Below are 11,382 nucleotides of genomic sequence, written 5' to 3'. Positions count from 1 at the left end.
TCACGTTCTTTTTCTTCCAATGCATTTTGAATACTCTTTGTAAGGTCTGTGTAAGTAGGGATTGTAATGTTCTTCAAAGCATTGGCACGTTTTTGCGTTTTCTTGATATTGGTTGCAAGCCGGTATGCTGAATTCTCGATCATGGAAAGTCTGATCGTCAGTTCCTTTACTTTTTCGAAGGAAACCTTTGCCTCATCCAGTGACCGTTTCGTCGTATAATAGGCGTAGGTTGGTTCATTTACGATGGGATCCGATTCCACAAGAGGAATTTCAGTACCCATAACGCTTCGCGTCTTTATACGAATGGAATTCTCAACCGGTACGGAGAAAGAGATCTCCTGTACGTAGTTGATACCGTGCTCTATATTAGCTCTTTGGAGAGCTGCATAGGCGGTACGGAATGTTTCATCAATCTGTGATTGAATATCCTGCGCCTGGTCAATCAGCCCCATAATCTCTTTGATCAAGATATTTCTCTTCTTATCCATCAGATCGAAGCCCTGTTTTGCAAGAGCCAGAGAGTTTTTGGCTAATATTAAGTTACCCTTCGTAGGAAATGTATTTGGATTCATTAAATCACCTCTGACTCGGCAGGTTTGTAGTATTTATCAAGAACCTTTGTATCGATACGGTCAAGTTCTTCTCTCGGAAGCATTCCAAGAAGTTCCCAGCCTTTTTCCAGGGTATCGATGATGGAACGGTTTTCGTTTTCGCCCTGTCCAACGAATTCCTGTTCAAAAGCTTTACCAAATTTCAAATAAATTTTATCCAGAGGAGATAGTTCATCTTCACCGATTACGCTTGCCAGGGCTCTGGCATCTCCAACCTTTGCGTAGCAGGAGAATAGCTGGTTGGCAACGTCCTGATGATCTTCTCTGGTATATCCGGCTCCGATACCATCCTTCATCAGACGGGAAAGGGATGGGAGTACGTTGATCGGCGGGTAAATTGCCTGGCCATGTAATTCACGGTCCAATACGATCTGTCCCTCGGTGATATATCCCGTAAGGTCAGGAATCGGATGTGTGATATCATCGTTTGGCATGGTCAAAATCGGAATCTGGGTCACAGAACCGCTGATGCCCTGTACGATGCCTGCTCTTTCATAAATAGTAGCCAATTCACTGTATAAGTAACCAGGGAACCCTTTTCTACTGGGAATTTCACCTTTGGATGAGGAAACCTCACGCATTGCTTCCGCAAAGGAGGTCATATCCGTTAAGATAACCAGGATATGCATGCCTTTTTCAAAAGCCAGATATTCTGCAGCAGTAAGTGCTACCTTTGGTGTGATCAGACGTTCTACTACCGGATCGTTTGCCAGGTTCAGGTACATTACAACGTGATCGGATACGCCGCTTTCCTCAAAGGTTTTGCGGAAGAATTCGGCTACGTCATATTTAACACCCATAGCTGCAAATACAATTGCGAATTTTTCATCTGAGTTATCACCCAGAGAAGCCTGTTTTACGATCTGTGCGGCAAGTCTGTCATGGGGCAGACCGTTTCCGGAGAAGATAGGAAGCTTCTGTCCACGGATCAATGTGGTCAGTCCGTCGATTGCAGAAACGCCGGTACGGATATAGTTACGCGGATATTCACGGGTTACCGGGTTAAGGGGCAGACCGTTTACATTTAATTTTACTTCCGGTGTAATTTCACCAAGGTCGTCAATAGGCTGACCGATACCGTTGAAAGTACGTCCCAGGATATCCGGAGATAATGCAATCTCCATCGGATGTCCGGTTAATTTTGTATGGGTATTTTTCAGGGACATATTTTCATTTCCTTCAAATACCTGAATGATTGCTTTGTCTTCATATAGCTCTACGATACGGCCCAGTTTCTTTTCGGTTCCTTCCACCGTAATTTCTACGATTTCTTCGAAAGAAGCATTCTGGACTCCTTCTAATACAATAAGGGGGCCGTTGATCTGACTAAGTCCTAAATATTCAATTGACATGATTAACCCTCCTATGCATTCTTAGCTAAAACTTCGTTATAGAATTCGTCGATTTCTCTTGCGTAATCGTCGAATTTTTCCAGATGATCGTTTGGAACATCATATTTAATAGAAACAATTTTATCGAAAATGTTGCTTTCTTTTAAGATGGACATTGGCATACCCATAGTAACCAGGGCTTTTGCTTTTTTATTCAGGTAAAGAATGATTCCCATCATTTTAAACTGTTTGGTCATCGGAACGCAGGTATCATCTTTGTGGAATGCATTCTGCTGTAAGAAGCCAAGACGGATTACTCTTGCGATTTCCAGGGTAAGCTTCTGGTCATCCGGCAGTACGTCACCGCCGATCAGCTTAACGATTTCCATTAAACTGCTTTCCTGATTCAGGATTGCCATAATCTGATTCCGGTAATCCACAAAGTTGGGATCTACATTGTCTTTGTACCATGGACCCAGGTCTGTTAAATATTCGCTGTAGCTGGTAAGCCACTGAATTGCCGGGAAATGTCTTGCGTATGCAAGGGATTTATCAAGTCCCCAGAAACATCTTACGAAACGTTTTGTATTTTGTGTAACAGGTTCGGAGAAATCACCACCCTGAGGAGATACAGCTCCGATGATAGATACGCTTCCTTCTGTTCCGTTTAAGTTCTGCATAAGTCCGGCTCTTTCATAGAAAGCGGATAATCTGGATGCCAGATATGCCGGGAAACCTTCCTCAGCAGGCATTTCTTCCAGACGTCCCGATAATTCACGGAGAGCCTCTGCCCAACGGGAAGTGGAATCAGCCATGATCGCAACGTCATAACCCATATCACGATAGTATTCAGCCAGTGTGATTCCGGTGTAAATGGAAGCTTCACGGGCAGCAACAGGCATGTTGGATGTATTTGCAATCAGAGTGGTTCTGTCCATCAGCGGATTGCCGCTTCTGGGATCCACCAGTTCGGAGAATTCTTCCAGAACCTGTGTCATCTCGTTTCCACGTTCACCACAGCCAATGTAGATGATAATGTCGGCGTTGGACCATTTTGCAATCTGATGCTGTGTCATGGTTTTTCCGGTTCCGAATCCTCCGGGAACGGCAGCGGTACCGCCTTTTGCGATTGGGAACATGGAATCAATGATACGCTGTCCGGTAATCAGCGGCTTGCTTGCTGCATAACGTTTCTCAGTCGGTCTTGGAACACGGATCGGCCATTTCTGTGCTAAAGTTAATTTTCGTTCTGTACCATCCGGTAACTGTATGGTAACGATTGGATCATTAATGGTATATTGTCCGTCTTTCGCAACATCTAAGATGGTGCCCTTCATATTAGGAGGAACCATAGATTTATGTGTGATAGCCGGAGTTTCCGGTACTTCTGCGATAATGGTGCCGCCGCATACGGTGTCGCCCGGTTTAACTGTGATATGTACGTCCCACAGTTTGGAAGTATCCAGAGAATCAACACTTACACCACGGTTGATATATTTACCGGAGTTTTTCGCGATCTCACTAAGGGGACGTTCAATACCATCAAAAATATTATTTAAGATACCCGGTGCAAGTGTTACGGAGATGGCATCGCCTGTTGCGATTACTTCTTCACCCGGTTTCATGCCGGTAGTTTCTTCATATACCTGTACGGTTGTGGTATCTGTTGTCAAGCTGATGACCTCACCAACTAATTTTTCTTTACCAACATAAACCATCTCAGCCATTTTGAAGCCGGTGTTGCCTTTTAAGTAGACAACAGGTCCGTTGATACCATAGATAATGCCTGTTCTAGTCATGGGTCATACCTCCGTCAAATGTAAATTCTGCCTTTGCCTCTTCCAATTTTGTTGCAAAGGAATTATCAATTAAAATATGCCGGTCGGCAAGAACTGCTCTTGTGCCGCCCATAAACGAATATTCGGATAAGGATACCTGTTCATTCGTTGCGGCGCCCAGACTTAACTGTTTGGAAGAGTCTGCAGGATCAATATAAATGATAACCTTTCCCTCTCCAGCAAGTTCTTTGATCTCATGAATCTGATTAACTAATAATTTGTCATAGGCGGGAGAAGACATATAATCCTCTAACATTGCCTTAACTTCTACAAAAAGCTTTTCTTTTAATTCATTATGCTTTTTGGTAATTTCCCTTTTTATCTGAAGCTGTTCCTTTGAAAGAGCCATATTGTTTGCTCGTTTTAAGCTTTCTGTCTCAGTTTTTATCTGAAGGGCAGCCTGCCGTTTTTTAGCAGTTACATGCTCGGTTTTGATTTTTTCAAGAGCAGTTTTATGTTCTGATATAATCTGAGTTGCCTGTTCTCTGGCATTTTCTAAGGAAGATTCTTCGAAATGTTTTAATTTTTCTTCGGTTGTCAAAATCTTCACCCTCTTTACAATTTTATTCCAATGGCTTCATTTACGTAAGAAGTGATAAAGTCCGGCTTACGTCCCGTACCATGCCTATCCGGTATTTCAATGATAAGTGGAAGTCTTCGGTTTAGCTTTACATCGTCAATTATTTCCGGAAATTCCCTGCCGAATTTCTCTGTCAGCAGGATGATGCCAATATCTTTATTGGCAACCGTGCGTTCCAGGGCTTCCCTCAATTCAGGTTTCTCATGAACTACGCATCCTTCCACTCCTGCTAGTCTCATACCGGTATAAGTATCTACATTATCACTGATTAGATACATCTTCATAGAATTATAATTTACCTAAGATCATGAAGGAGATGATCAGACCGTAGAGACACACACCTTCTGCAAGACCTACGAAGATCAGTGATTTACCAAGAATACTCTGGTCTTCACTAATTGCACCAAGGGCAGCACTAGCAGCACTAGCAACGGCAATACCACCACCGATACAAGATAATCCGGTAACTAAAGCAGCAGCCAGGTAACCAAGTCCTACGGATAAGCCTGGAAGAGCTTCACCTGTAGCTTCTGCAGCCATTGCTGTAGCTCCGTCGCCGCCGAATGCCAGGATAGCACCGAGAACCATAGTTCCAAAGAAGAAGAAGCAGTTGATGCCCAAAGAAGTTTTATATCTGCCTTTATTTCTCTCTCCGATTAAAAATGCTCCAAAAGGTACGATGATGCTGAGAACCAATGCAATTACTAATACGATTGATGTTAATGTTGTCATTATATTATCCTCCTAAAATAAAAAATGTTTTTATATTCAAAAAACTGCTTTGCAATTTTTGATTTAAATTTGATTGGCGTCTTTCTTAGGCGGCCTTATCTTTTTTTGAAAATGGTTTAAATTCTCGTCCGGTGCCCTTGTAGAAACGGCTGAACATTTCATAATATTCAAGACGCAGTACCTGGATACCAACGATCAAACCTTCCATACCACAAACGATCAGGTTACCGAGAATGATAACCAGCCAGTTGGGTGCACCGCCGTTTTCTGCGCCGGCAAGCATAAGTACAACTTCCATCATAGCTCCGTGGCTGACGGCAAATGCGCCGATACGGACGAAGGAAAGTGTATTTGAGAAGTAGCTTAAAAGCACTTCAAACATTTCAAATATGGTTTGAACAATAAACATTCCCTTTTCTTTTGGCAAAAAGTCAGCCTTTTTCTCAACCAGTTTGGAGAGAGGCTCTTTTAAAGCAATCAGAATTAGCGGAATGACAAACATAACGACTAATACGATACCTGCCGGTAAGGTGTTTCCTGTCATGAAAAGCACGATCACTGCCACGATTGCCCCGTAGAATACCAGTCCTGCAAGACCGTTTGTATCAAACCAGGTGTTTTCAGCATCTTTTGCTTTAATACCATTTATAATATGAAAGATCATTGTTACGATAATCAGGAACATACCAAAAGCAATTGCCACGATAAATACCGTATTTAAATTGCCGATAAAAGGTATCGTTGACATGTGGTTTACCGGACGAAGCCATATGGGCTCCAGAACATCTTCAAACCCGAATAAACTGCCGAACAGGAACCCGAATATCGTGGAAAAAAATCCGGCACAGCTGATGATCGCTGCCAGATCCAGTTTTTTGAAGCGGTACAATAAAAATCCGCCGATTAAAAGCAATAATCCCTGGCCTACATCTCCGAACATGGCGCCAAAGATAAAGGCGTAGGTAAGGCCTACAAATATCGTAGGGTCAATTTCGTTGTAAGCCGGAAGTCCATACATGCGTACAAACATTTCAAATGGCCGGAACAACTTAGGATTTTTCAATTTGGTAGGGGGAGAATTCACAATATTGTTATTATCATCCTCTACAATACAGTATAGATTTTCATCCTCCGAGATATCCTGTTGGAAAGATCTTGCATCTTCCTCTGACATCCATCCACATAAGATGTAGAATATCTGTTTTGATTCTTTCGTGCAGGCTGCAAGCTTGCGGACATCAAAGTTGGTGGACAATGCCTGTAACTTCGCCTGTGCCAGAAGCAGCAGTTCCTTGTGTTCGGTAAGGGCACGGCTGATCTCTTCATTACAAGCGGTAATCTCCCTGCTGTACTTATCAATGTCTGCCTTAAGGTCATCATATGCCTCTTTTGGTGTTCCGGCATATTCATCCGGAAGATAAATACGTTCGAAATGCATGGAAGAGTAAACCGCATCTATTTTGGATGCCTGGGAAGCAGGTACAAAGTAGACGCCCCACACATAATCTTCATCGGTGTGGCATTTGTAGAATACGGTATCGAAATCATCGTAGACGTATCTCTCTAATTTCGTATAGTAATCATGAGCGATTTTACCAAAGCGGTACTTAATAAATTTAAATTCCAATACGGCATGTATGTTGTACTGAAATTCTAAGAATGGCTCGATTTTCTGAATGGAAGCTCGTAAGGATTCTCTTTTGGCATCCAGTTCATTTCGCTTCGTTCGGATATCTCCGATTTTGGTATCCAGTTCATTTACAACATCCAGTGCTTTTTCCAGCGTGATATGTTTGGTTGTAGTAAAATGCGGATCTTTTACAAGCTCAGCATATTCATTTGCTTTCAGGAGCCATTCACGATATGGATTAATTTCCATAAATGGCCTTAAATGTTCCACTGTTTTTAAATCAGATAAGGCGTTCTCCAAATGAATTTCATATTTGGACAAGTATTCGTTTACCACGCGGTCGATATCCGCCTTGGGACCCGTAATACTTAAAAATTTCATTTTGACAATCACAAGTTACACCTCCTCTGCTTTAAAGAATATAGTCTAGTGTCTCGTTTGGATCGATGCCGTAACGGACACACTCTAAAGCCGTTGTAAGTTTGTCAATTTCATGCTCTTTCTCATAGAGATAGGAGATGATGGTTGCTACGGAATATGGGTCTTTTTCAGCGTTTCCCCTCTGAACCTTCATACGTATTTTATTGTACATGGGTTCAATTGTTTTTACGCCATAGCCTTCATAATGCTTTCCATAATAAGTCTTCTTAAGAGCGGTATCGAATTCATCCATTGTGGGTGCTTCTACCAGTTCATGGATATCTGCCTTTTTCAGTTTATACTGAACAGGGATCAGTAATGCATAAATCTGAGGACCTGACATGTTATAGTATTTCTTAGAACGGAAAATCCATTCTATATTAAGTAAGTCCATCTTAGTACCATAGGCTGCGGTTACACTTTTTAATGCATCCTTCTTTAAAAGTTTGTCTTTCTCTTTCCAGAATTTCCGGAAATAGAACAAATCCAATGCCATGCCGTAATCCCAAAGCGTGGGGTTCGGAACATTGGACAGCCTGTTCAGACAATCGTAGAACATGCTTCCTTTTAAATTTGTAACCAGCTCTTCCAGGGTGGTACAATTTGATAATTTGGTGATGTCAATGTCAGAGTGCTTTTCGAAGAAATCTTTAAAAATCGTTAAATCCAGTTCCAGGCCACGGCGGTCGAATACCATTCTCAGACAACTCTTCAATATAGCGACTTCATATCGCTTGAAATACATATCCAGGAATTTACGCTGATACACGGTGGCAAAACGGTAGATTTTCTGGAAATCCACATATACGGCATTCTGCAGTATTTTTTCAATGTCGTTACGATGCAGAGACGCTTCATCCGCGTGCGCAAACAAATCGTGATAACCGGGATGCTTCTTTATAAAGCTAAGGGCATCGGTGACAGTTGCCATAGAAGCCAGTTCACGGTAGTCATCCTCTGTAAACAGACGGCTTCTGATTGCACGTATTTTGGTGGTGGTCCCGCTGTAAGCTAACAGGTTTCCCATATGATTACCCCTCTACTAGTTTTTTTAATACCTCGGCAGCTAATTTTTTGTGGTTTACGTTATAATCAGCTTCCAGATTTGTTACCAAACGCTGAGTCTCAGTCTTTAACTTGGCAAGGTCTTTTTCCATTTCCTTTTGAAGATCTGCTTGCAGCTGCTTGAGCTTTTGTTCGGTATCTGCATCTACTTCGGCATCATATTTCTGTAATTCATCATGAAGTTCATCGTCCAGCTCTTTTTTCTGAGCGTTTGCTTCATCGATAATCCTGACAGATGCTGCCTCGATTTCAGATAATCGGTTCACAACCATATCCATAATTCATGCCCTCCTATCTATTCATTATTCATTATATAATCATACACCATTTTCAAAAAAAATCTATAATAAAATTACCAAAATTAAAAAAAATATAATTTATTTTTTGTATATTATTAAGTTTTGTGTTACAATCATTCTTGGCTATACAGTAAAAGTGCTTCTTAGAAGGCTTGCCAACTGTGAAATGTTTACAAAAGACTATTTTGAAAACTTCAGAAAAAAATAATAATATAAGGAGAAGCATGAATTTCATGCAGAGAAATTATGAGATTGAGAAATATTCCTAGAGCAGATGAAATTATAGCAAAAAGCAGTTATGTAATCCAAGATGGTAAAACGGTGAGAGGCGCATGGAAACAAGCATTTGGCAATGATCACCCGATTCATATAGAAGTTGGAATGGGGAAAGGAAGGTTTATTACCCAGTTGGCGTTCGATCATCCTGAAATAAATTATGTGGGAATCGAAAGGTATTCCAGTGTTCTTCTCAGAGCATTAGAAAAAAGAGAAACTATGACTGAACTTCAGAATTTATTTTTCCTGTGTATAGATGCCAGAGAACTGCCGGAAATCTTTGGTGAAAATGAAGTGGAACGCATCTATTTAAATTTCTCGGATCCCTGGCCGAAGGACCGGCATGCAAAGAGAAGACTCCCATCCAGAGAGTTTTTAAGCCGTTATGACAAAATTCTGGTGCCGGAAGGAACGGTGGAATTTAAAACAGATAACAGAGGGCTGTTTGATTTTGCTTTAGAAGAAGTGGAACCTGCGGGCTGGAAACTGAACGCATGTACGTTTGATCTCCATCATGATGCAGATTTGTCACAGGGAAATGTTATGACGGAATACGAAGAAAAGTTCTCGGCGCTTGGCAACCCCATTCACAAGATGATTGTTTCCAGAGAAAAGTAAAATTGCGCACAGGATGGCAGAACCCGGAATATAATATAGTAAATGCGTATGATGGGTGAGAAAGCATGATTAAAAATAAAAGCCTGAAACAAAAAGTGGAGAGGTTCTTCAATGATAAAACAACAATGGACCGCCAGTTACTGGCAATTAAGAAGTCTGTTGATGAGGTAAGCAGTAAATTAAAGGGTGAGGATAAAAAGAAGGGGTAATCTGCCGTTTGGCGGATTACCCCTTCTTATACTCGTATGATGATCATTACCTTTATTCTATATTAAAGTCATGGCTGTTCTGAAAGTTCCTTTTTTCAAGGCGGTATTGCAGAAAACGATTCAGCAGATACCGCAATACAGCGATGACAGGAACGCCCAGGAACATACCCAGAACACCTGCAATACTTCCGCCTATGGTTATGGCGAAGATAATCCACAGTGGTTTCAGACCGGTAGAATCACCAAGTATCTTGGGACCCAGGATCAAACCGTCAAACTGCTGCAGTACCAGAATCAGGATGGCGAAGATCAGGGCTTTAATCGGACTTACCAATAACATGATCAACACACCCGGCACGGCACCGATAAACGGTCCGAAATAAGGAATCATGTTGGTTACGCCCACAATGGCACTGATCAGAACCGCGTAGGGCAGCTGGCAAAGGCTCATAATTACAAAGCAGAGCAGACCGATGATCAGGGAGTCTATCGCCTTACCAATTATAAAACTGCTGAATAACTGGTTACAGGTTTTCAGCGTATCAATTGTTGAACGGATATGCTTAACCGGTACAAATGCATAAATAATTCCCTTTATGGAATTTAGCAGCGGTTTCTTGTCTGATAGCATATAAATCGAAACGATAATTGCAATTACCACATTTAAGATCCATTGTAAAATAGAAACGGAAACGGTATATAGTGCCGGAACCAGATTTGTAGCAAAATCTTTTATATAGGTAATGAAATTTGGAATGGCATCATTAATCGCCTTTCTGATTACCTCCACATCTAAATTCGGGAAATGTTCCTCCAGGTTATCAAAGAAATGGTACACATTATCAACCGTTGTGGGAACGTAATTTACTAATTCCGTTATACTTTCTACGATCTGCGGCATTACAAAGAGCAGTGTGACAATAATCAGTCCCAAAAGCAGAATGTATGTAGTAGCAATGGATAATCCCTTGCATACCGACTTGTTGTTAATCCTGCAGATCTTGTGGTAAAACTCATATACCCTTTTAACCGCCGGATTTAAGATGAATGCGATTAATGCTCCGATGAAAAAAGGCATGAGAATGTTTGTGACATCCTTCAAAAATTTTAAGGTACCATCCAGTGAGACAAAGATCTTGACGATAATAGCGCCAAAAAATATAACTGCAATAGCATAAACACATATGGTAAAATAGCGGTTGCTGGCATGAAACTTTCTGTTAGGGTTTTCGGGATCATAAGGTTCATGAGGTAAATTACAATTACAATCGCTTTTAGTTGAGGTACCCTTTCTGTTCCCCGGTTCTACCGGATGAGTTTGGTCATCTTTCGGGGATTCTTGCGTTATAAATTCATCTAAACCCGCATCTTTTTCCCCATCCTGATCTGCCGAAGCGGCAATATCATCGGTTTTCTTTCTGTGCTTCCTTCTTAGCAGTGTATGTCTGTTGTATTCCTGTGAAGCTTGATGCTTTGTTGACTTTTCATTGTCCATATTAACTGTGCACCTCAAATTTCTTTAATAATTTCTATAAAAAAATTGTCGCTTTACGCGTATTTTTCCCTAGTTTATATTCATTATAAATGGTTTACAGAAATCATTCAAGGGAATACAAAAAAATATTTCTTATATTTTTATAAAAAAATACTTGCAATTCCTGAAATTATATAATATAATATCCCTTGCGTTGAGGAATTACCTCAACATAAACAAAATATAGACAAGCGCTTTTAGCTCAGCTGGTAGAGCACCTGACTCTTAATCAGGGTGTC

At 41.1% G+C, this 11,382-nt stretch carries 12 protein-coding genes; 2 read left to right on the top strand and 10 right to left on the bottom strand.

Features of this window, described 5'->3' with window-relative positions; translation table 11 throughout:
* The 9 genes from ACH2DQ_RS12590 to ACH2DQ_RS12550 form a co-directional block, all read right to left on the bottom strand.
* Positions 1-572: V-type ATP synthase subunit D (locus ACH2DQ_RS12590; protein WP_395026939.1), on the bottom strand; the 572-nt coding region annotated here is incomplete at its 3' end.
* Positions 572-1,963, bottom strand: a complete 1,392-nt coding sequence (locus ACH2DQ_RS12585) for a V-type ATP synthase subunit B (RefSeq protein ID WP_394913949.1) — start codon at positions 1,961-1,963, stop codon at positions 572-574. The genes ACH2DQ_RS12585 and ACH2DQ_RS12590, both read right to left, overlap by 1 nt.
* Positions 1,964-1,974: 11 nt before the next feature.
* Complete coding sequence (locus ACH2DQ_RS12580; protein WP_394913948.1) at positions 1,975-3,741, bottom strand: V-type ATP synthase subunit A; 1,767 nt, start codon at positions 3,739-3,741, stop codon at positions 1,975-1,977.
* The gene (locus tag ACH2DQ_RS12575; RefSeq protein WP_394913947.1) at positions 3,734-4,330 is read right to left on the bottom strand and encodes a V-type ATP synthase subunit E; all 597 of its coding nucleotides are present in this window, start codon (positions 4,328-4,330) and stop codon (positions 3,734-3,736) included. The genes ACH2DQ_RS12580 and ACH2DQ_RS12575 overlap by 8 nt, the downstream gene beginning before the upstream one ends.
* A gap of 5 nt (positions 4,331-4,335) precedes the next feature.
* Positions 4,336-4,644, bottom strand: a complete 309-nt coding sequence (locus tag ACH2DQ_RS12570; RefSeq protein WP_394913946.1) for a V-type ATP synthase subunit F — start codon at positions 4,642-4,644, stop codon at positions 4,336-4,338.
* A 4-nt stretch (positions 4,645-4,648) separates the two neighbouring features.
* Entirely contained in the window at positions 4,649-5,092 is a 444-nt protein-coding gene (locus tag ACH2DQ_RS12565) for an ATP synthase subunit C (RefSeq protein ID WP_394913945.1), read from the bottom strand.
* Positions 5,093-5,177: 85 nt separating this feature from the next.
* Positions 5,178-7,115: a V-type ATP synthase subunit I gene (locus ACH2DQ_RS12560; RefSeq protein ID WP_394913944.1), complete on the bottom strand. Its 1,938-nt coding sequence runs from the start codon at positions 7,113-7,115 to the stop codon at positions 5,178-5,180.
* Positions 7,116-7,134: 19 nt separating this feature from the next.
* Complete coding sequence (locus ACH2DQ_RS12555) at positions 7,135-8,169, bottom strand: V0D/AC39 family V-type ATPase subunit (protein WP_394913943.1); 1,035 nt, start codon at positions 8,167-8,169, stop codon at positions 7,135-7,137.
* A 4-nt stretch (positions 8,170-8,173) separates the two neighbouring features.
* Positions 8,174-8,485: a hypothetical protein gene (locus tag ACH2DQ_RS12550; RefSeq protein WP_394913942.1), complete on the bottom strand. Its 312-nt coding sequence runs from the start codon at positions 8,483-8,485 to the stop codon at positions 8,174-8,176.
* 267 nt (positions 8,486-8,752) lie between these two features.
* On the opposite strand from ACH2DQ_RS12550, the gene trmB reads away from it, so the two are divergent.
* Positions 8,753-9,400 carry a tRNA (guanosine(46)-N7)-methyltransferase TrmB gene (gene trmB / locus ACH2DQ_RS12545; protein ID WP_394913941.1) on the top strand — a complete coding sequence of 216 codons (648 nt, stop codon included), beginning with the start codon at positions 8,753-8,755 and terminating at the stop codon, positions 9,398-9,400.
* A 65-nt stretch (positions 9,401-9,465) separates the two neighbouring features.
* Positions 9,466-9,609: a hypothetical protein gene (locus tag ACH2DQ_RS12540; protein ID WP_394913940.1), complete on the top strand. Its 144-nt coding sequence runs from the start codon at positions 9,466-9,468 to the stop codon at positions 9,607-9,609.
* 52 nt (positions 9,610-9,661) lie between these two features.
* Here ACH2DQ_RS12540 and ACH2DQ_RS12535 read toward each other — a convergent pair whose 3' ends face one another.
* A complete protein-coding gene (locus ACH2DQ_RS12535) occupies positions 9,662-11,104 on the bottom strand; it encodes an AI-2E family transporter (protein WP_394913939.1) in 1,443 nt (480 codons plus the stop codon).
* Positions 11,105-11,382 lie beyond the last annotated feature (278 nt).

Source organism: Robinsoniella sp., assembly GCF_034124845.1.
Note: the sequence above shows the minus strand (reverse complement) of the source record. Positions and strands in the feature narration are given on the sequence as shown.

Excerpts from the sequence above, each read along its gene's own strand:
- trmB (WP_394913941.1), top strand. The coding sequence starts at position 8,753 with ATGAGATTGAGAAATATTCCTAGAGCAGATGAAATTATAGCAAAAAGC.
- ACH2DQ_RS12555 (WP_394913943.1), bottom strand. The coding sequence starts at position 8,169 with ATGGGAAACCTGTTAGCTTACAGCGGGACCACCACCAAAATACGTGCA.
- ACH2DQ_RS12535 (WP_394913939.1), bottom strand. The coding sequence starts at position 11,104 with ATGGACAATGAAAAGTCAACAAAGCATCAAGCTTCACAGGAATACAAC.
- ACH2DQ_RS12565 (WP_394913945.1), bottom strand. The coding sequence starts at position 5,092 with ATGACAACATTAACATCAATCGTATTAGTAATTGCATTGGTTCTCAGC.
- ACH2DQ_RS12540 (WP_394913940.1), top strand. The coding sequence starts at position 9,466 with ATGATTAAAAATAAAAGCCTGAAACAAAAAGTGGAGAGGTTCTTCAAT.
- ACH2DQ_RS12550 (WP_394913942.1), bottom strand. The coding sequence starts at position 8,485 with ATGGATATGGTTGTGAACCGATTATCTGAAATCGAGGCAGCATCTGTC.
- ACH2DQ_RS12570 (WP_394913946.1), bottom strand. The coding sequence starts at position 4,644 with ATGAAGATGTATCTAATCAGTGATAATGTAGATACTTATACCGGTATG.
- ACH2DQ_RS12580 (WP_394913948.1), bottom strand. The coding sequence starts at position 3,741 with ATGACTAGAACAGGCATTATCTATGGTATCAACGGACCTGTTGTCTAC.
- ACH2DQ_RS12585 (WP_394913949.1), bottom strand. The coding sequence starts at position 1,963 with ATGTCAATTGAATATTTAGGACTTAGTCAGATCAACGGCCCCCTTATT.